The 18,680-nt window shown below is 70.3% G+C and carries 19 protein-coding genes and 1 pseudogene; 10 read left to right on the forward strand and 10 right to left on the reverse strand.

Going from position 1 to position 18,680, the window contains the following annotated elements; genetic code table 11:
- Positions 1-65: 65 nt before the first annotated feature.
- On the reverse strand, positions 66-1,118 hold the full coding sequence (locus ACH34R_RS40665) for a substrate-binding domain-containing protein (RefSeq protein WP_397566951.1): 1,053 nt from the start codon (positions 1,116-1,118) through the stop codon (positions 66-68).
- A gap of 55 nt (positions 1,119-1,173) precedes the next feature.
- Between ACH34R_RS40665 and ACH34R_RS40670 the strand changes: the two genes are divergently transcribed.
- Both ACH34R_RS40670 and ACH34R_RS40675 read left to right on the forward strand, forming a co-directional pair.
- Entirely contained in the window at positions 1,174-1,629 is a 456-nt protein-coding gene (locus tag ACH34R_RS40670; protein WP_397566952.1) for a MarR family winged helix-turn-helix transcriptional regulator, read from the forward strand.
- Between the two features lie 378 nt (positions 1,630-2,007).
- Positions 2,008-3,348, forward strand: a complete 1,341-nt coding sequence (locus tag ACH34R_RS40675) for an MFS transporter (RefSeq protein WP_397566953.1) — start codon at positions 2,008-2,010, stop codon at positions 3,346-3,348.
- 45 nt (positions 3,349-3,393) lie between these two features.
- Here the strand turns inward: ACH34R_RS40675 and ACH34R_RS40680 are convergent, their stop codons facing one another.
- From ACH34R_RS40680 to ACH34R_RS40715, 8 genes are all read right to left on the reverse strand, one after another.
- Positions 3,394-4,626, reverse strand: coding sequence for a Dyp-type peroxidase (locus ACH34R_RS40680; protein ID WP_397566954.1), 1,233 nt, complete (start codon positions 4,624-4,626; stop codon positions 3,394-3,396).
- Entirely contained in the window at positions 4,619-5,182 is a 564-nt protein-coding gene (locus tag ACH34R_RS40685; RefSeq protein WP_397566955.1) for a copper chaperone PCu(A)C, read from the reverse strand. Before ACH34R_RS40685 ends, ACH34R_RS40680 begins: the two co-directional genes overlap by 8 nt.
- 147 nt (positions 5,183-5,329) lie before the next feature.
- Positions 5,330-5,893 carry an MFS transporter gene (locus tag ACH34R_RS40690; protein ID WP_397566956.1) on the reverse strand — a complete coding sequence of 188 codons (564 nt, stop codon included), beginning with the start codon at positions 5,891-5,893 and terminating at the stop codon, positions 5,330-5,332.
- Positions 5,894-6,500: 607 nt separating this feature from the next.
- Positions 6,501-7,106, reverse strand: a complete 606-nt coding sequence (locus ACH34R_RS40695; protein WP_397566957.1) for a GTP-binding protein — start codon at positions 7,104-7,106, stop codon at positions 6,501-6,503.
- Positions 7,087-7,437 (reverse strand): DUF742 domain-containing protein, encoded by a 351-nt coding sequence (locus ACH34R_RS40700; RefSeq protein WP_397566958.1) that lies wholly within the window; start codon positions 7,435-7,437, stop codon positions 7,087-7,089. Before ACH34R_RS40700 ends, ACH34R_RS40695 begins: the two co-directional genes overlap by 20 nt.
- The gene (locus ACH34R_RS40705; RefSeq protein ID WP_111171268.1) at positions 7,434-7,859 is read right to left on the reverse strand and encodes a roadblock/LC7 domain-containing protein; all 426 of its coding nucleotides are present in this window, start codon (positions 7,857-7,859) and stop codon (positions 7,434-7,436) included. Before ACH34R_RS40705 ends, ACH34R_RS40700 begins: the two co-directional genes overlap by 4 nt.
- The gene (locus tag ACH34R_RS40710; RefSeq protein ID WP_397566959.1) at positions 7,840-10,242 is read right to left on the reverse strand and encodes a nitrate- and nitrite sensing domain-containing protein; all 2,403 of its coding nucleotides are present in this window, start codon (positions 10,240-10,242) and stop codon (positions 7,840-7,842) included. Before ACH34R_RS40710 ends, ACH34R_RS40705 begins: the two co-directional genes overlap by 20 nt.
- 317 nt (positions 10,243-10,559) lie before the next feature.
- Positions 10,560-10,892, reverse strand: a complete 333-nt coding sequence (locus tag ACH34R_RS40715) for a helix-turn-helix transcriptional regulator (protein ID WP_397566960.1) — start codon at positions 10,890-10,892, stop codon at positions 10,560-10,562.
- A gap of 149 nt (positions 10,893-11,041) precedes the next feature.
- On the opposite strand from ACH34R_RS40715, the gene ACH34R_RS40720 reads away from it, so the two are divergent.
- Positions 11,042-11,413: an STAS domain-containing protein gene (locus ACH34R_RS40720; RefSeq protein ID WP_397566961.1), complete on the forward strand. Its 372-nt coding sequence runs from the start codon at positions 11,042-11,044 to the stop codon at positions 11,411-11,413.
- A gap of 307 nt (positions 11,414-11,720) precedes the next feature.
- Here ACH34R_RS40720 and ACH34R_RS40725 read toward each other — a convergent pair whose 3' ends face one another.
- Positions 11,721-12,119, reverse strand: coding sequence for a winged helix-turn-helix transcriptional regulator (locus tag ACH34R_RS40725; protein WP_397566962.1), 399 nt, complete (start codon positions 12,117-12,119; stop codon positions 11,721-11,723).
- A 182-nt stretch (positions 12,120-12,301) separates the two neighbouring features.
- On the opposite strand from ACH34R_RS40725, the gene ACH34R_RS40730 reads away from it, so the two are divergent.
- From ACH34R_RS40730 to ACH34R_RS40760, 7 genes and pseudogenes are all read left to right on the forward strand, one after another.
- A complete protein-coding gene (locus tag ACH34R_RS40730; protein WP_397566963.1) occupies positions 12,302-13,027 on the forward strand; it encodes an alpha/beta fold hydrolase in 726 nt (241 codons plus the stop codon).
- A 263-nt stretch (positions 13,028-13,290) separates the two neighbouring features.
- Complete coding sequence (locus ACH34R_RS40735; RefSeq protein ID WP_397566964.1) at positions 13,291-13,773, forward strand: HAD family hydrolase; 483 nt, start codon at positions 13,291-13,293, stop codon at positions 13,771-13,773.
- A gap of 103 nt (positions 13,774-13,876) precedes the next feature.
- The gene (locus ACH34R_RS40740; protein ID WP_397566965.1) at positions 13,877-14,374 is read left to right on the forward strand and encodes a hypothetical protein; all 498 of its coding nucleotides are present in this window, start codon (positions 13,877-13,879) and stop codon (positions 14,372-14,374) included.
- Between the two features lie 84 nt (positions 14,375-14,458).
- The gene (locus ACH34R_RS40745) at positions 14,459-15,142 is read left to right on the forward strand and encodes a hypothetical protein (protein ID WP_397566966.1); all 684 of its coding nucleotides are present in this window, start codon (positions 14,459-14,461) and stop codon (positions 15,140-15,142) included.
- Positions 15,143-15,554: 412 nt separating this feature from the next.
- Positions 15,555-16,325: pseudogene (locus ACH34R_RS40750) on the forward strand (IS256 family transposase); the annotation flags it as partial.
- 55 nt (positions 16,326-16,380) lie between these two features.
- Positions 16,381-18,468, forward strand: a complete 2,088-nt coding sequence (locus ACH34R_RS40755; RefSeq protein WP_397566967.1) for an ISAzo13 family transposase — start codon at positions 16,381-16,383, stop codon at positions 18,466-18,468.
- Positions 18,440-18,680 (forward strand): transposase (locus ACH34R_RS40760; protein ID WP_397566968.1); only part of this gene is annotated, 241 nt, incomplete at its 3' end. The genes ACH34R_RS40755 and ACH34R_RS40760, both read left to right, overlap by 29 nt.

Below are 18,680 nucleotides of genomic sequence, written 5' to 3' on the forward strand. Positions count from 1 at the left end.
CAGTATTGCTTCATCAGAAAACTATTTTTCGGCGAAGCAATCGTCAATGGGGCGCGCGTCCGAGTTCAGAGGTCGGCGATCACGTCGAAGCGCAGGTCGTCGGCGACCGCGAGGAACATCCGCTGCTCCAGGTGCCTGGCCCTGACCTGTACCGAGCCGCGCGGCCCGTCGTACCCGAGCCCCTCCGACACCTCCAGCATCCGCCGCGCGCTCAGCTCCCCCGCCCTGCGCAGCAGCTCGGCCAGCAGGCGGACGCCCTCGTAGCAGGACTCCCCCAGGCTGTTCAGCATCGGCGCCCTGATCCCGAAGCGGTGGTGGTAGCGGGCGTCGAAGTCGAGCCCGGCGGCCGTCGGCAGCGCGGCGAAGTAGCCGGCCGCGGCGAACAGCCCGCGCGTCCCGCCGCTGCCGGTCGCCAGCAGCATGTTCTCCTCCATCAGCGGGCTGAACCGCAGCGCGTCGATCCCCGCCGCGCCGTACTGCCGGTTGAACGCCACCGCGTCATCGCCCACCAGCAGCATCAGCACCGCGTCGCAGGGGGTGGCGCGCAGCCGGCCGAGCACGCCGCCGAAGTCGCCGGTGCCCAGCCTGACGTAGATCTCGTCGGTCAGCGTGCCGCCCAGCTCGGCGAGATAGGACCGCACCTCGGCGGCCGACCGGCGCGGCCACACGTAGTCGTCGCCCACGATCGCCCAGCGGCGCACGCCCAGCTCGGTGTGGAACCAGCGCAGCGCGGGCCGGAGCTGCCGGGCGGGCGTCTCACCGGTCAGGAACACCCACGGCGCCCGCTCCCCGCCCTCGTACAGCGCGGTGTAGACGTACGGCACGCGCCCGGCGATCCGCGGCGCCACGACCTCGCGCACCGCGGAGATGTGCCAGCCCACCACGGCGTCCACCGCGCCGCCGGAAACCAGCAGGTCGATCTCGTCGGCGACCTGGTGCGGCGGGGCGCCGCCGTCCACCGTGATCAGCCTGATCTCCCGGCCGAGCACCCCCGCGCCCGCGTTGACCTCCTCGGCCGCCAGCCTGGCGCACAGCTCGCAGGACGGGCCGAATATCCCCGCCGGCCCGCGCAGCGGTACCAGGAGAGCGACGTCGATGGCCCCGGATGATGCGACCATACTTGGTATTAGTACCGGAATCTTCCCCCACCGAACGGTAATCTTCGAGTCACCGATGGAGACGACGACCGAATCCCCGGAACCGACGGGCGCCACCGCCCACGGGCTCGACCTGCCCCGCCTGCTCACCCTGGCGGAGCGGCGGGTCACCGCGCGGCTGTCCGCGGCCCTCGGCGCGGCGGGCGGCACCGTGGAGGAGTGGCGGGTGATGAGCCTGCTCGCGGACGGCGAGGGGCACCCCATGTCGGAGATCGCCGACCACGCGCTGCTGGCCCCGCCCACGCTCACCAAGATCGTGGACCGGATGGTCTCGGACAACCTCGTCTACCGCAGGGCCGACGAGACCGACCGGCGCCGGGTACTGGTGTTCCTGTCCGAACGCGGATACGACGCCCACCACCGGCTCTCCACCGCCGCGGCCACCGAACTGACCGCCCTCACCGCCCACCTCGGCGCCCCCGGCACCGGCCACCTCGCCACCCTCCTCACCCACCTCTCCACCCGCCGCTGAACCAACGCCCCGCCCCCCACGCCCGGCCAACGGTCGCCCTGAAACGCCCGGCCTCGGCCCACGGTCCAATGCGACGGCCCTGTCCGGCGGCCTCCGGCCGAGGCAGGCCGGCGGGCGCCCTCACTCTGGGCTCCGGCCGCCACCGCCGCCCAGGTCCCGACCCCACGGCCCCGCGACCGGTCAACCGGTCGCCCCTGAAACGCCCGGCCTCGGGCCAATGCGACGGTCTCGGGGCGGGCCGGCGGGCGGGTTCGCCCGGGGGCCGTGGTGGTGGTGCCGGAATATGTCGGTGGCCTGCTCTATGTTGGGGCCATTGTCATGTTGTCCACCTTGGGTGGCATTGCCGCCCCGTTTGGCCGTTTTGCCGGAGGCCCCTTCATGACCGAACCGACAGTCGCCGACGGTGGTGGCACCGCACGCTGGCTGCGCGGCCCGTTCCGTCCCTTCCAGCACGGCCAGTACCGCCTGCTCACCGGCTCCCTGACGGCCTCCCTCCTGGGCGAGGGGCTGTGGCTGATGGCCATGGTCTGGCAGGTGATCGCGCTCGGCGGCGGCGCCGTCGACCTGTCGATCGTCTCGACCGGCACCGCCGTGGGCATGGTGGCGACCGCCCTGCTCGGCGGCGTGGTCGCCGACCGCGTGCCACAGCGCCGCGTTCTGCTGGTCACCGAGACCGTTCTGGCCACCGCCGCCATCGCCATCGCGGTGCTCGCGCTGCTCGGCGTCGTGCAGATCTGGCACCTGGCCGCCGTCGCGCTGATCCGCGGCCTGGGCAGCGGCTTCTACTACCCCGCCTACTCCGCGATGCTGCCGTCGATCGTCCCGGCGAGCCACCTGCTCGCCGCCAACGGCTTCGAGGGCATGCTGCGGCCGGTGGTCCTCCAGGCGGCGGGCCCCGCGCTGGCCAGCTTGATGGTCGCGGCCCACTCCCCCGCCGCCGCGCTGACCGTGGGCGCGGTCGCGCAGGTGGCCGCGATGGCCTTCCTGATCCTGCTCCGCCCGGTCGCGCTGCGGCGCGACCGCAGCGCCGAGGCGGAGGGGCATCCCGTCCGCTCGATGCTGGCCGACCTGCGCGAGGGCTTCGTCTACATGCTGAAGACGCCCTGGCTGCTGGCCACGCTGATCTTCTCCGCGCTGATGGTCCTCCTGGTGATGGGACCGATCGAGGTGCTGATCCCGTTCGCGGTCAAGGACGGCGCGGGCGGCGGCCCGAAGGACCACGCGATCGTGATGGCCGCCTTCGGCGTCAGCGGCGCGCTCGCGTCCCTGATCATGGCCTCCCGCAAACTGCCCAGGCGCTACCTGACCGCGATGAACGTCATGTGGGGCCTGGCCTGCCTGCCGTTCGTGCTGATCGGGGTGGCCAACCAGATCTGGCTGATCGTGGTGGCCGCGTTCGTGCTGGGCGCGCTGTTCAACGCCCCGATGGTGATCTGGGGCACGCTGTTGCAGCGCCGGGTGCCGCCCGCCCTGCTCGGGCGGGTGTCCAGCCTCGACTTCTTCGTGTCGCTGGTCTTCATGCCGATCTCGATGGCGCTCGCCGGTCCGGTGAGCGAGGCGGTCGGCCTGACCCCGACGTTCGTGATCGCGGGCCTGCTCCCGCTGCCCATCGCGATCGCGGCGATCTTGCTGGCCCGCATGCCCGCCGACGAGATCGCCCACCCTCTCGACCATCCGGACGAGGACGCCGTACCGGAGACGGCCGCCACCGCGCGCTGATCGGCGGGGCTCCCCTCCCCGGGTGGGAGAGGAGCCCCGCCGGGGTCAGGCCAGCAGGCTCTGGCCGATCCAGCCGTCCGGGCCGCAGCCCGGCGGCACGGCGAAGACGGCCGAGCCGATCGGGGTCGTCCACTCGTTCAGCAGGTCCGCTTCGGCCAGCCGGCGCTGGACGGGCACGAACTGCCGGTCGATGTCGGCCTGGTACGACGCGAAGAGCAGCCCGGAGTCGGCGCTGCCGCGCGCGGAGACGCCCTCGTCGTAGTTGTAGACCCGGCGGAAGATCCGCATCCCTGGATCTTCGACCCGGGCCCTGCGGATGTGGGCGTACTCCGAGATCATCGGCAGCCCGGCGGCGGTGAGCCGGGCGAAGTCCGGCTCGTCGTGCTCCTGCCTGCCGGTGAGCGGCGCGCCGGTGTCCAGGCGGCGTCCGACGGTGAACTCCTTGGCCACCACGTCGGCGGCGTCCCAGCTTTCCAGCTCGGCGCGGATCCGGCGCAGGACCAGCGTGGTACCGCCGTGCAGCGGGCCGCCGCCGGTGATCCAGACGGCGCGCTCGAAGTCCGGCGTGCCGGGAGCGGGGTTGACCGTGCCGTCGAGCTGGCCCATCACGTTGCGCTGGGTGAGCTCGGGCCGCTGGGTGTGCGCGGCCCGGCGGAATCCGCGCTGGGTCCAGCGGACGGTCGCGAACGACCGCACGTCCTTGACGATCATGCGCAGTGCGTGCGCCACGGTGAGCGGGTCGTCCGCGCAGATCTGGACCAGCAGGTCGCCCCCGCTCCAGCGGTCCTCCAGCTTGTCGATCTTGAAGGCCGGCAGGTCCTTGACCGGGGGCGTACGGCCGGGCCCGCCGCCCACGGCCGCGAACAGCCCGGGGCCGAAGCCGAAGGTGACGGTGAGCCGGGCGGGCAGCGCCGCCAGCTCCGGCTCGGTGTCGGCCAGCGCGGGCCGGCCCTGCGTGAGCCGGCGGGCGTCGTCGGTGAGCAGCCGCATCATCCGCGAGACGCTGTCCCGGTCGGCTCCCCGCCGCAGGTCCAGGCCGAGGAAGACGGCATGGGCCTGCGGCCGAGTGGCGATCCCCGCCTGGTGCGGCCCGTGAAACGCCTCGACGGCGGTACCGTCGGGCGTACTTTCCGCCTGCGCGGCCGTCGCCCGCCCGGCGGTGGCCATCACCCCGGCCACCGCCGCGGCCCCACCGTACAGAACACCGCGCCGGCTGACCCCGGCCCGAACACCCGCAACGGCCTCCCGCCGGCCGGGGGCCTCTGGGGGGTTACTCATGGCCGTCGCCCTCGTTCATCCCCTCCATGCCCGGCTGGTAGTTCTCCTTTGCTCCGGCGAAGTCCTTGCCCACGGCGGTGAAGGAGAAGGTGCCGCCGCCCTGGAGGGTGAGGGTGAAGGGGACCTCGGCGCCCGGCTCGACCTTCTCGGCGACGTCCATGAGCATGATGTGGTCGCCGCCGGGCGTGAGCTGGTGGGAGCCGCCTGCGGGGATCACGAAGCCGCCCTCCTTCGGGCGCATGATCATTTTGCCCTTCGACTCCACGACCTCGTGCAGTTCGACCTTCGGTGACAGCGGCGTGCTGCCGGCGACGACGGTGATGTCCGCGCCGCTGTTGTTGACCAGGGTCCCGAACGCGGCGGTCATGCCCTTGCCCGCCGTCTTGACCCACGGGTCGGTGATGCTGAGCGCCGCGCCCGGGGCCTCGCTGGACGCGGGCGCAGACGCGGGCTGGGAGGCAGGGGCGGACGCGGGGGCCGCCTGGGTGGTACCGCACGCCGTGGTGAGCGCGGCGACGGCCAGGCCGACGGTGGCGATGGTGACACGCGAGAACATGAATTTGAGCCCTTCTATCCGGCTTGCGCCGGTACTGGTGCCATGGCACTGCTTCGAGCCCGGCGGGCGTTTCGCGCACGCCGGGGGCACCCCTGCCGGGCAGGGGCGTTCGAGAATCGGGAACACCCGGCCCGGCGGACGGCCGGATCAGGCGGACACGGTGCGAAGGGCTCCAGGGGGCCCGCGGCGGCCCATGCCGTGGCCGAGCCGGAGCGAGTACCGGGGCACCGGGTGCTCGGCCGGGATGAACGCGATCGGCCGGCCGTACGGGACGGGAGAGACGATCAGGACCGGCGCGAGCCGTACCGCGAACCGCCGGATCAGCGCCCACAGCAGTGCCTCGCCGCGGGCCAGCCAGATCGCCGCCAGGACGACCGCCCAGCCGTGCATGACCAGCATGCCGAGGTCGATCGTGATGGCGGCGGAGTGGGCGTGCCCGTGGGCGGCGGCCGGCGGCTCGATGGCGTGCGCCGCCGAGAACAGTACGTGCAGCCCCGCCTGCGAGGCGGCGAGCGTCGGCAGGATCACGCCGAGCGGTCGCTCCCGCCCCGCCAGCGCATGCGCCGGGCCGAACGAGAACAGCAGCGCCACGAACGCCGACAGCGCCGAGACCGCCCCGCCCGCGAACGCGTGCGCGCCGACGCCGAGCACGACCGAGACCGCGGCGAAGGCGGCGGCCCGCAGCAGGCGCAACGGCGACGTGGCTGACATATCGCCATCATTCTGGCATCGCCCCCCGTCGCCCGCCGCAGCGCTCCCGTGGACGTGACCTTGACACCCGCACGGACGTCGTGAAATCGCGCAGCGGCTTCGTACCGTGGCCGGGAAGGTAAAGACGAACGGGGGCGTCCGGTAGTCGTCACCCGGCGGCGATCCGACGCTCAAGGATTCGCCGCACACTCCCGTCGAGCCGAGTGGCGTCACCCGGCCTCGCTGCTCCGCCGCCGGAGCAGCGAGGCGCTCAGGCGGTGAGGCGTTCCGCCTCGTGGTGCAGGGCCTCAATGAGAAGAAGCTCCACCAGCGTGTCCTTCTCCAGGCCGTCGAGTACTTCCATCGGGCCTCCCTCAGTAATCGACGCCCGGGGAACCTCGATCGTTGACAGACCCGCGACGGCGCGCATGAATCCCGGCGCACGGCCATGACACCGCGGCCCGCCCGCAACCCGCAAAGCCGGGCGAGACTTTCGCGCTTGGCGCCTCGACCACCGGCGGGCCCACCTCCGTCTCCCGCAGGCCGGACACCTTGGAGGTCTGGTGGGTCGGACCCGACGGCAGGGCTCGCCTGGCGGACCGCCGCGCCACCTCGCGGCGGTCCGCCCTCAGGCGAGGTGTGACGAAACGGCCTGGCCGCCCTCCACGGCGTACCGCACGAGGGTGGTGAGCACCTCCTTGACCGACACGCGCTCGCGTACGTCGCACAGCACGACCGGGATGGTCCCCGCGAGGCCCAGCGCCCGCCGTACCTTGGCCGGGTCGTAGCGGCGGGCCCCGTCGAAGCAGTTGACGCCGACGACGAAGGGGATGCCGCGCTGCTCGAAGTAGTCCACGGCCGGGAAGCAGTCCTGTAGCCGCCGGGTGTCGGCCAGGACGACCGCGCCGAGCGCGCCCAGGGCCAGTTCGTCCCACATGAACCAGAACCTGTCCTGGCCCGGCGTGCCGAACAGGTACAACCACAGCCCCTCACGGATGGTGATCCGGCCGAAGTCCAGCGCCACCGTGGTGGTGATCTTGGCCTCCACGCCCGAGGTGTCGTCCACTCCGACGCCCCGCTCGCTCAGCAGTTCCTCCGTGTGCAGCGGCCGGATCTCGCTGATCGTGCCGACCATGGTGGTCTTGCCGACGCCGAAGCCGCCCGCGATGAGGATCTTGATGGCCAAGGCCGGGGCGACGGCGGTCGTGCCCGGCTCAGAGGCTGCGTAGTCCATGCAGCACTTCCCTGTAGATACGTTCGTCGATCGTCTGCGTCGCGGGACGCGGGCGCTCGATGGTGATGAAACCCTCGCGCCGCAGGTCGCTCAGGATGACCCGGGTGATGTTGAGCGGCAGTGCGAGGTGGGCCGCGACGTCCGCCACCGGTGTCGGCCTGCGGCACAGCGAGAGCACGGCGCGATGCTCCGGAATGAGGTCCGCGGGCTCGTAGGAGCCGCCGACCGTCCGGACGATGGCCACCAGGTCGAACGCCTCGCCCTGGGGGCGCGCCCTGCCCCCGGTCAGCCCGAACAGCCGGATCAGCGGCCCTGGATCCTCGCCTGTCACGGTCTCCCGCCGTTCCAGGCGGGTGCCGGCGCCGCTCCCCTCGGCTGCGTGGAAAGGTGCTCGCCGACCCGCTTGACCAGGAGCGCCATCTCGTAGGTGACCATGCCCAGCTCGGCGTCGGCGGCGGCCAGTACGGCCAGCCGGGCGCCCTGCCCGGCCGCGGTGACGAACAGGAAGCCACCCTCCATCTCGATGATCGTCTGACGTACGCCGCCGAGCGCGAAGTGCCGTCCCGCGCCCATCGCCAGGCTGTGGCTGCCTGCGGAGATGGCCGACAGGTGCTCGGCGTCCTCTCGGGTGAGCTCCCGGGAACCGCCCATGGCCAGCCCGTCGGCCGACAGCACGATGGCGTGCCGGATGCCGGGCACGCGCTGGGTGAGGTCGTCGAGCAGCCAGCTCAGTTCATTTCTGGGGTCGGGCATCGGGATGGTCGTCCTTTCCGTTCCGCGCATCTTGTCCCTGCTCGGCCTGACGCCGGCCCTGCTGCCAGCCGCGTTGCATGGAGGACATCAACTGGGCGAGCTCTTCAGGCGAGCGCACGGAGACCGCCCGCCGTTCCGTTGGGCGGGCGGCGCGAAGCTGGGGGGCCATGCTGGCCTGGGGGACCCGCATGGGCAGCCCGTCGAGGTCCGCGTCGGCCTCCTGGGCGGGCACGGTAACGCTCCACCCGCTCGCAGGGGCGGGAGGCGGCACCGGCGCGGGGGCCGGGGCCGGTCGGCGCCGCCGCTGGGGGCGTGAGGGCCCGGCCTCGAACCAGGCGGTCCCGTCCGGTCCGGGCTCACCGGTGGCCGGGCGCGGGCCCGGCGGCCGGTCCGGGGCGACGGCCACGGCCGCGGTGCCGAGCGCGCGCAGCACCCGCCCGCCGGTGCGCGCGACCGCCGCGTGGTCCGTCTCGGACGGCGGGCCGGCGACCGCCTCCGTCTCGGCCAGCAGGGCGGAGGGCAGCAGCACGATCGCGGTGGTCCCGTCGTACGGCGAGCGCCGCAGCATGATCTTGATGCCGTGCCGGGCCGCCAGCCGGGACACCACGAACAGGCCGAGCCGGTCGCTGTCGGCCAGGTCGAACTCCGGCGGGGTGGCGAGCCGGGCGTTGAGGTCGTCGAGGGTGGCCTGGTTCAGGCCGAGCCCCCGGTCCTCGATCTCCAGCGCGAATCCGTTGGCCGCCGTCATGCTGCGGATCTGCACCATCGTGTCCGGGGGCGAGAAGACGGCGGCGTTCTCCACCAGCTCGGCGACCAGGTGGATCACGTCGGTGACGGCCGCGCCCACCAGCAGCGGGGCGTTCGGCATGGGGGCGATGGTGACGCGGGTGTAGTCCTCGACCTCCAGCACCGCCGAGCGTATGACGTCGAACACCGGCACCGGGTCGCGCCACCGGCGCGCGGGGGCCGAGTCGGACAGGATGATCAGGTTCTCCGCGTGGCGTCGCATGCGGGTGGTCAGGTGGTCGAGCTTGAACAGATCCTCAAGGATCTCCGGCTCCTCCACCCGGCGTTCCATCGTGTCGAGCAGCGCGAGCTGGCGGTGCAGCAGCGCCTGGTTGCGCCAGGCCAGGTTAAGGAAGACCTGGGAGACGCCCTTGCGTAGGGTGGCCTGGCCGACGGCGGCCTCCACCGCGGTACGCCGTACCGCCGAGAACGCCTGCACCACGCGGTCCACCTCGGCGGTGTCGGCGCGGTCGGGGGCGGGCGCCTCGGTGGCGGGGTCCACGTCGTCGCCGCGGCGCAGCCGCTCCACCAGCCTGGGGAGCCGCTGTTCGGCCAGTTCCGTCGCCGACGCCTGCAACCGCCGCAGCTCGGCCATCAGCGAACGGCCGAACCGGAAGGACAGCGCGATCGACACGACCACGGCGGCCAGGCCCAGCAGCACGACGAGGCCGGCCCGCCAGTAGGCCGCGGTCTTCTGCGCCTGCGTCTCGGCCATGACGCGGACCAGTTCGCGCTGGGTGCCGCGGTTGATCACGTCGAGCATGTGGCCGGCGTCGCTCTTCCACCGGGCGGGGTCCACCGGCGGCGCGTAGCCGCTGGTGTCCCACGCGAACAGCTCGTCCTCGGCCGCGAGCAGCCGCTTGTAGGGGTCGCTGCGCACCAGTTCGTCGAGGTTCGCCCGCAGTTCGGGGCTCGCGTCGCGTTCGGCGTTGGCGAAGATGGTCCGGCGGCTGTTGAACGCGGCCACGAACGCGGCGCGGTCGATGGGGGTCATCTTGTCGCGCACGATCGTGCTGGTGATGATCGCATGCTCGCGGCCCAGGTACTCGGCGCTCGAAGTGTAGGCCGCCATGCCGCGTATCGCGCGGTAGGCCGACACCTCGACCGGCGGCGCCTGGTCGCCCAACTGCTTGTTCGCGACGTCGATCAGGCCGTCGTAGGCGGCGATGATCTTCATCGGCGGGGTCAGCCCGCCCGAGTCGGCGGAGGCGCGCAGCGCCTGGAGTCCGTCCAGCGCCCGTACCAGGGCCTGTACCTGGGCCGGGGTCTCCGCGCCCGCCGACTCCAGGTCCAGCGTGCCGATCACGTCGCGCAACCGCTCGGCCTTGCCGTCGGTGACCCGCCGCTGCTCGGCCAGCGGCGCGTGGGAGCCGGTACCACGCGGCGCCTCCGCGGACAACTGGCGCTCCCGCTGCAACTCAACCATCAGTTGCAGCACCGGCGAGCCGATGGCCTCCCAGCGGTCCTGCGCCTGCGAGACCGTGGCGATCTCCGCGACGCTGGAGTACGTGATGAATCCCCACAAGGCGACCATGGAGATCAACGGCAGGAGCAGAATCCGGAGCAGCTTGGACCGAATCGGCGGGGGCGAACTCATCCATCATGTCCAATTTTGCTCGTGGTGGTGCAATCGGGCAGTCGTGAGCCCTGAGCCGCCCCCGACACTGCCCGTTACGGCTGGTGCCTATGGTGCGTCCACTATGCCGATGGGGCACATGCACTTCAAGCGACCTATGTGAACAATCATAGGAATTGTTCTGTCTGAGCGCGGGTGTATGCACAGTGAGTGACCGTTGTACCCGGCTTCTCGCACACAGTGATGATCGACCGGCGCGGAGCGCACACCCCGCCGGCAGGTCTCGTCCAGCCGGGACACCGCCGATGATCAGGCCGCCGAAGACGAAGGCAACCGCCTCAATGCTCGGTGCCGGATCGTCCGGCGTGCTGGTGACGGGTGAAGATGTCCAGGAGCACGCCGATGGGCACGTCCGCCTCGGTGGGATAGCGGAAATACCGGCCGGGATTGATCGTGTAGTGGTTGCGGCGGCCGATCCTGGAGCGGGTCAGGTAGCCCGCCTCGTGCAGGTCGGAGACGATCCCCTGGGCCGCCCGCTCGGTGATGCCGATGGCCGCCGCGATGTCGCGCAGACGGGCCTGCGGGTCGCGGGCGACCTCCAGCAGGACCCGCGCGTGGTGGGTCAGGAAGGTCCAGGAGGAGGACTGCCGGTCGGGGCTGGTGCTGGCCACGTCACATCTTCCTGCAGGGCGAAGCGGCAGCGCTCCGCGGTGGCGGCGTCAGGAGAAGAACTATATCGGAAACACTTTTCATGTATCGCTGTTCCGACGTACGCTGGGCACCGCTAGTCAGACGTCCATCCGCGAGCAAGGGGAGAATCATGGTTGTCACACGCCACACCAGTCCGTGCCGCGTGTGGACCCAGTCGGCCGACGCCGTGATCTACCTGGACGGCATCCTCCGCATCACCTACACCCCCGCACCACGTTGCGGCCGAGCCCTCCTGGTCGGCGAACTCGACGCGACCAACATCCCGGCGGTCGCCCCCATCCTGGCGCAGACCGGCGCCGAGGACACCCTGACCATCGATGTCGGCCTGCTGGAGTTCGTCGACATGGCGGGCCTGCGCATACTGACCGGCCTGTGCCGCGACGGCGCCGCCCGCCTCACCAACATCCCGACCGGCATGCGCCGCGTCCTCGCCCTCCTGTCCGAAGCCGAGGCCGACGACCTCCTCCCCGACTGCGCCTGACCCCCGGAAACGGCCGCCGCCCACTCCCGGCGCGCAGCCCACCATGACCATCCCGGAAGCGGGAGGCTTCCTCGGCCTGGCCTGGGGATCCTCCTACGACGCGGCGAAGCGGGGCGAGGTCCCCACGATCCCGGTCGGCCGACGAGACGACCTAGCCTGCGACGCCTTCTCGCCGCCCAGGCCGGGGGTATCACCACGTCACCTCCCCGGCGGGCAGGGGTCTTACGCGAAAGCCATTGCCGGGCCTGTCGCGTAGCCGTACCGTCACGCAAGGTGGGGTTGCCGGGCGACATCGACTCGCCGTCCGCTACGAGGCCACTGGTGTGTCCGTGCGGGCGTCGTAGGCGGCGCGGGCATCGTCGATCCGGGCGAGGTGCGCGACGCTCCATTCGAGCAGGGGCGCGGTGGCCTCGCGCAGGGTGATGCCCATCTCGGTGAGCTCGTAGCTGACATGCGGGGGCATCACGTTGTGGACGGTGCGTGTCAGGATTCCGTCACGCTCCAGGCTGCGCAGCGTCACGGTGAGCATGCGCTGGCTGATTCCGTCAATGGCCTTTTTGAGCTCGGTGAAACGGCGCGGTCCGTTCCTGAGATTGCGCACGACCAGCAGCGACCACTTGTCGCCGACGATGTCGAGCACCACGCGGGTCCGGCACGCGTCGCTGGGCCGCGCCGCCGGCCGCGGATCGCCGTGTGCCACGTCCATGGTTACCTCCAGAGAACCGGGGCATCGAAAAGTGCCTTATTGCCTGCGGCGCGTCGCGTGCACCAGCATGCTCTTGGTACTCAAACAGTACCGAGGCACGAATGGTAACCGTCAGAGCCGCGAACCGGCGGCATGCGCGTGGCCGTGCTCTTCTGCTTCTGCGAAGGAAGATTGATTCACTCATGTCCACATTTCTGCTGGTACACGGTGCTTGGCACAGCGGACGGTGCTGGGAGCGGGTGGTGCCGCTGCTGGAGGGTGCCGGGCACCGGGTGTTCGCGCCGTCCCTGACCGGCTATGGCGACAAGGTGCACCTACTCGGTCCGGAGGTGGGGCTCGATACGCACGTCGACGACGTGGCCGGGCTGATCATCGAGGAGAACCTCAGCGACGTCGTACTCGTCGGCCACAGCTACGCGGGGCTGGTGATCTCCGCCGCGGCCAACCGGATTCCGGAACGCATCGCGCACCTGGTCTACCTCGACGCGATGGTCCCGGAGGACGGCGAGTCCGCGGTCGACGTCCAACCCGTGACACGGCAACTGATCGAGCTCGCCGAGAAGTCCGCGAGCGGCTGGCGCGTACCGCCGCTACCCGAGCAGCCCGCGCCCTTCGGCCTGTTCGGCGTCACAGACCCGGCAGACGTCGCCTGGCTGCGGGGGATGCTCTCGGACCAGCCGGTGCGCTGTCTGCAGCAGCCGGTGCGGCTGGACGACCCGGCCGTGAACGCGATCCCGCGCACGCACATCCACAATGTCGGCGCCATGCCGGCGGGCGTCACCCGTCGCCCCGTCCCCCCGATCCAGCCCAACGGCACCGCCGCGCAGGTCTGGGAGCTGCCGACCGGCCACGACTGCATGATCACCATGCCGGCCGAACTGAGCGAACTGCTTCTCAAGCTCGCCTAGAAGGATGTGCCCTGCTCGGTGGCCTCGTAGCGGACAACGAGCTTGTCCTAGCGAGTGGCCACCGCGCGGTGTCGCTTGAGCTTGCTGATCCCGCGCTCGACCGCGTGACGCTGCTTGTAGTGCGTGGTCTCGAACGCATACTCGCACCCGCCACGCCGGCCTCGCTCATGCCGCTCGGGCCGCCTGGTCGGCCTTGATCGGGATCGTGCCGCCGGTTGCGGGCGCGGAACCTGGACCAGGCGACGTGAGCACCCGACTGGCAAATGGGCTGCGGTCGCGAGGTACTTGTTGACGAGACTCGCGAGTACGGCGCGTGGGCGGACTGGCCCGGCGTTCCTCGCCACACCTTCAGCGCCGTCTTCGGGGCGGTCATCGCCCAGGGTCTCGACTACCGGGAGACGTTCCAGGTGTTCCGCCCCGGCCTCGACCTACACCCCGAACGCGAGGCGCGAGCCGACGCCGGCCGGCCCTCCCCAGCCACAGGGCCGGACCCGGCGTCCTTCAAACGCGTCGCCGAGGTAACCCCGTTCTCCGTTGAGGAGATCCTGTACGTCGGCGACCGCCTCGACAACGATGTCCGCCCGGCGACAGAGGCGGGCATCCGCGCGGCGCTGGTCCGGCGTGCCCCTTGGGGAGTGATACAGCAGCACGCCCGCCCCGGATGCCGCCACCGTCCCGGAAGAGTGCGGGACTTCAAGGCCCTCCGCACGGGTCCGTACAATACGAGGAAAGGTAACTGTACGTAACTGGGCCCCGCTAGCAACGGAGACGTTTCCAAAGAAGTAGCTTCTGACCTGGATCGATACGGCCCCCTGTGGTTGAGGTCTCGATTCGCTTACGGTGTTGACCATGAGCGACGACAGCCGGGGTTCGGGGCCGGGGCGTGCGCTCGGTGTGACGGCGGCCATCCTCGTCGCGCTGACGCTGGGCCTGGCCTTCGCCCACGCCATGGAATGGCCTGTCAAGATGCGCTACGACGCGGTGACCTACACCGCGATCAACCGGTCCCTCTACCGCTACTACGCGGTCGTGGGCGGCCCGCTCGAGGTCGCCGCCGTGCTCGCGACCGCCGTGCTCGCCTTCCGCTCTCGCGGGCGGCCTGGCTTTCGTTCCTACCTCGCGGGCACCATCGGCACCGCTGCCGCCTTCGCCGTGTGGCTGGGCGTCGTACAGCCGGCGAATGCCGCCTACGGCTGGGCCGTGGCGGCGATTCCGGCCGACTGGGAGCGGTGGCGCACCCAGTGGGAGACCGCTCACGCCGCCCGCGCCGTCCTGCTCCTGCTCGCCCTCGTCCTGATCCTCGCCGGCCTGACCCGTTCGCCACGCGGCGGCGACTCGATCTCCTAGCCCGGGTTGCGCCGGCCCCTTCATGAAGCCCTGGCACCGAGCTTCCGTTCCGACGTAAAGAAGTGTTTCTGCGAACGACATCGGGTGCTGGAGATCGGCACTGGCACCGCTGGACCGCTGCCCTGCTGCCCCATCGCGTCGGCGCGCCGTACGTCACCCCAATCGAGGTGGACGCCGCGCTCGCCGAACAGGCCGCGAAGAACCTCGGCGACACCGGGGTACACGAGCGGCGCACCCGACCACGCGCCCTACGATCGGGCGCATGTCACCTGCGGTATCCGCACCGTGCCGTACACGTGGGTGGAGCAGACCCGGCCCGGTGGCCGCTTCGCCGCCTACATGATGATGCGGTCCCAGCGCATCGCCCCCCGCACGATCACGGAAGCGCCGCCGGGTGCGGCGTTGGCGATACCGGCGCTCACCGGGCTCTTCCTCAGCACCGGTCAGCAAGACGGCCGCTTCTTGACGTGGGTGACAGCCCCGGCGGCTACCCGCTTCGGGATGACCGTCACCCGGGACGCCCCAGCAGGTGATCAGCTCGGGACCGGGAGCGGGTTCCGCAAAGTAGCAGATGACCATGGCCGACGTCTGCTTCAGGCAGCAGGTGGCCCTTCGGACGCGCCCTGTCTCACGATCCCGGGGAAACTGTCGCGGTCAGGGTCGAGGCTGGACGCGGCAACGAACATGTCCCGTAGTCGATACCGTCGATACGCTTGCGCCGTCCGCCCACGGAACCACTCGTCCTTTCACCGAGAAGCGATTCCGTGAACCCAGGTCCAGGCCATGGGTGACGTCCGCCTCCAAGCGGGCGTGTGACCATGAACGCGAAACCGCCCCCCCGGCCCGGGTGGGTCAGAGGCGGTTCGTAGATGTGGAGGTGGCGGGAATTGAACCCGCCATTCCATGGCCTCCTACCAGCGGCTTTCCCCATAGCGCCAGGTAAGGCCGGATGGTGTCCGACGAAACGACACAGAACATCACGGGACCGAACGGCCGGTGCCCCCACGGAGGGCACCGATGATCTTGATCGATGATGCCACCGGACGGGCCTCCTGCTGTGAGGTTGCGTCCACGGAAGTGGTGTACGAGTTTGACCAGGTCACAAGCGTGGCGGCCCGACATGAAGTCGGCCATCGCGTGATCCTTCGAATGCTCACATCAAGATCGAAGGAGAACGACGATGGCCGCAGACAGCAGTGTGCCCACCCCGCAGTGGCTCGCGCAGCAACTACAGACCGATGACCCCGACATGTTGCGCTCCATGGTGAAGACCATGGCCGAGGCGTTGATGTCGGCCGAGGCCGACGGCCTGTGCGGCGCCCCCTACCGTGAACGCAGCACCGAGCGGGTCAACTCCCGCAACGGCTACCGGATGCGGGAGTGGGACACCCGCGCCGGCACCATCGACCTGGCCGTCCCCAAACTCCGGACCGGGTCCTACTATCCGGACTGGCTGCTGGAACGCCGCCGCCGCGCCGAACAGGCCCTGATCAGCGTCGTGGCCACCAGCTATCTGCTGGGGGTATCGACCCGGCGGGTGGACAAGCTCATCGAGCAGCTCGGCATCAAGCACATCTCCAAAAGCCAGGTCTCGATCATGGCCAAGGCGCTGGACGAGCAGGTCGAAGCCTTCCGCACCCGCGCACTGGACGCCGGCCCCTACACCTTCCTCTGGCTGGACGCCCTGACCCAGAAGGTCCGCGAAGGCGGCCGGATCATCAACGTGCACGCGCTGATCGCCACCGGCGTGAACGCCAACGGCCATCGCGAGATCCTCGGCATGGAGGTCACCTCCGCCGAGGACGGCGCGGGCTGGCTGGGGTTCCTGCGCGGGCTGGTCGCCCGCGGCCTGACCGGGGTGCAACTGGCGATCTCTGATGCCCACCCGGGGCTGGTGGACGCCATCGGCGCCGCCTTGCCGGGCGCGGTATGGCAGCGCTGCCGCACGCACTGAAGTCGTCAAGAAATAGGGCGTCGCTTTCTGATCATGGACTCGTTGAAGTGGTATGGCGATCTCCAGCGAGGTTCACGAGCAGCTCGCGGCGCGGTGTGAGGTGCTGCTGCCGCACCTCAACGAGCGTCAGCGGCGTCTGATGCTCGGTCAAGAAGCGCGGTTGCTCGGGCATGGCGGGGTTCGGCTGGTGGCAGCCGTGGCAGGAGTATCGGAGACGACGGTTCGCGCTGGGGTGGCCGAACTGGAAGCGGGCGAAGAGCCTCTGCCCGATGGTCGTGTGCGACGGGCCGGAGGTGGCCGCAAACCGGCCGAAGCTCTCGATCCCGACCTGATCACCGCCCTGTTGACACTGGTGGAGCCGGACGAGCGCGGCGATCCGACCTCACCCCTGCGCTGGACGACCAAGTCGCTGCGGAACCTGGCCGGGGAACTCACCCGGCAAGGCCATCCTGTCTCCGCGCCGACAGTGGGCCGGCTGTTACGCGGCCAGGGCTTCAGCCTTCAGGCCAACGCCAAGACTCTGGAGGGCACCCAACATCCTGATCGCGACGCCCAATTCCGGTATCTCAACGAGCAGGTCAAGCAGCACCAGGCGGCCGGCCAGCCGGTGATCAGCATCGACGCCAAGAAGAAGGAGCAGCTCGGGCAGTTACCGAACCCGGGGCGGCAATGGCGCCCGAAGGGCGATCCGGTGCAGGTGGAGGACCACAGCTTCTACTTCATCGGCCCGGACGTTGAGGTGGCCATCCCGTTCGGCATCTACGATCTGACCCGTGATTCCGGCTGGGTGAACGTGGGCACCGACCATGACACCTCGGTCTTCGCAGTGGAGTCGATCCGCCGCTGGTGGCGCGCACGCGGACACCTCGACTACCCCAGCGCCGACCGCTTGCTGATCACCGCGGACTGCGGCGGTTCCAACAGCTACCGCTACCGGCTCTGGAAGGCCGAACTGGCGGCGTTCGCCGCCGAGACCGGCCTGACGGTGACCGTCTGCCACTTCCCTCCGGGCACCTCCAAGTGGAACAAGATCGAGCACCGGCTGTTCTCCCACATCACCCTCAACTGGCGCGGCAGGCCACTGACCAGCCATGAAGTCGTGGTGAACAGCATCGCGGCCACCCGCACCCGCACCGGGCTGCGCGTGCATGCCGAGCTGGACACCGGCGCCTACCCGACCGGAATCTCGGTCAGCCGCGACTACCTGCGCTCACTTCCGATCACCGCCCATGAGCACCGGGGAACCTGGAACTACACCATCGCGCCCACGGGCCCAGGCAGCATCGCCTTGAGCACCGGCGAGCGCGAACAGTCCCGCACCCGCACCTTGGCCATACTGGCCGATCCCCGGCTGACCGGCATGACCAGCGAAGATCTGGATGCCTTGTGCCGTCTGCTGGCACCCGCGCAAGCGGCCCAGGCCGAGCAGCGCAAGTTCCAGACACGCGGCCGCCGACGTCTCAAGGCTCCGGGTAACCACGGCCGGCCTCTGCTGACCCATGCCGACCGTGTCCTGGTCACTGTCATCTACCTGCGTCAGGTCTGCCCACAGAAAGCCCTGGCCGCTCTACTCGGCACCAACGCTGTCACCATCGGCGAGGCGATCCGGGAAACCCGCGCCGTCATGGACGAACAGAAGATCACGCTGGGCCAGACGACACACTACTTTTCCCAGGCCCAGGACCTGCGTGACTGGCTCGACCACGGCGCGGTCACCAGTCAGATGCACATCTTCCAGGCGCTGACTCACCCGCAGCTGACCGGCATGCCTCTCCGCGACTTCCATGCCCTGGCCGAGCGGCTCGCCATTCCCTACCAGGCCCTCCTCGAACAGCGCCGCCACCAGAGCCGCGGCGGCGACCGACGACCGGGAACGCGCCGTGGCGTCTTCCCGCAGAAGATCACCGACATCGACCGCATCCTGGCCACCGTCCTGGCCCAGCGCCACCTATGCAATCAACAGACCCTGGTCGATCTGTTCGGCGTCAGCCGGGGCACCATCCGCAACGCCGTCGATGACGTCCTTCCCCTGCTCAAACAGGAGGGGCATCTGCCCGAACCAGCCACCCGTCACTTCGCCACAGCTGCAGACGTTCTTGCGTTCGTCACCGGTGTTTCCGGCGACGAAACGCGGATTTGAATTTTCACGGCTCCACTACCTGCGTAATCTGCTCACCCGGGTGCCGAAGTCGGCTCAGCCGTGGGTGGCCACCCTGGTGCGCACGATCTTCGACCAGCCCACCGCCGAGCAGGTCCGCGCCCAGCACGCGTGGGTCATCGACGCGTTGAAGACGCGGTATCCGGCCGCGTGTGAGCATCTGGACGCCGCTCGTGAGGACCTGCTGGCGTTCG

This window comes from Spongiactinospora sp. 9N601, from assembly GCF_044326295.1.
GTDB lineage: Bacteria > Actinomycetota > Actinomycetes > Streptosporangiales > Streptosporangiaceae > Spongiactinospora > Spongiactinospora gelatinilytica.

Excerpts from the sequence above, each read along its gene's own strand:
- ACH34R_RS40695 (WP_397566957.1), bottom strand. The coding sequence starts at position 7,106 with ATGGACTACGCAGCCTCTGAGCCGGGCACGACCGCCGTCGCCCCGGCC.
- ACH34R_RS40685 (WP_397566955.1), bottom strand. The coding sequence starts at position 5,182 with ATGTTCTCGCGTGTCACCATCGCCACCGTCGGCCTGGCCGTCGCCGCG.
- ACH34R_RS40705 (WP_111171268.1), bottom strand. The coding sequence starts at position 7,859 with ATGCCCGACCCCAGAAATGAACTGAGCTGGCTGCTCGACGACCTCACC.
- ACH34R_RS40665 (WP_397566951.1), bottom strand. The coding sequence starts at position 1,118 with ATGGTCGCATCATCCGGGGCCATCGACGTCGCTCTCCTGGTACCGCTG.
- ACH34R_RS40680 (WP_397566954.1), bottom strand. The coding sequence starts at position 4,626 with ATGAGTAACCCCCCAGAGGCCCCCGGCCGGCGGGAGGCCGTTGCGGGT.
- ACH34R_RS40735 (WP_397566964.1), top strand. The coding sequence starts at position 13,291 with ATGGGCTGCGGTCGCGAGGTACTTGTTGACGAGACTCGCGAGTACGGC.
- ACH34R_RS40725 (WP_397566962.1), bottom strand. The coding sequence starts at position 12,119 with ATGGACGTGGCACACGGCGATCCGCGGCCGGCGGCGCGGCCCAGCGAC.
- ACH34R_RS40740 (WP_397566965.1), top strand. The coding sequence starts at position 13,877 with ATGAGCGACGACAGCCGGGGTTCGGGGCCGGGGCGTGCGCTCGGTGTG.
- ACH34R_RS40690 (WP_397566956.1), bottom strand. The coding sequence starts at position 5,893 with ATGTCAGCCACGTCGCCGTTGCGCCTGCTGCGGGCCGCCGCCTTCGCC.
- ACH34R_RS40710 (WP_397566959.1), bottom strand. The coding sequence starts at position 10,242 with ATGAGTTCGCCCCCGCCGATTCGGTCCAAGCTGCTCCGGATTCTGCTC.
- ACH34R_RS40755 (WP_397566967.1), top strand. The coding sequence starts at position 16,381 with ATGGCGATCTCCAGCGAGGTTCACGAGCAGCTCGCGGCGCGGTGTGAG.
- ACH34R_RS40670 (WP_397566952.1), top strand. The coding sequence starts at position 1,174 with ATGGAGACGACGACCGAATCCCCGGAACCGACGGGCGCCACCGCCCAC.
- ACH34R_RS40675 (WP_397566953.1), top strand. The coding sequence starts at position 2,008 with ATGACCGAACCGACAGTCGCCGACGGTGGTGGCACCGCACGCTGGCTG.
- ACH34R_RS40730 (WP_397566963.1), top strand. The coding sequence starts at position 12,302 with ATGTCCACATTTCTGCTGGTACACGGTGCTTGGCACAGCGGACGGTGC.
- ACH34R_RS40720 (WP_397566961.1), top strand. The coding sequence starts at position 11,042 with ATGGTTGTCACACGCCACACCAGTCCGTGCCGCGTGTGGACCCAGTCG.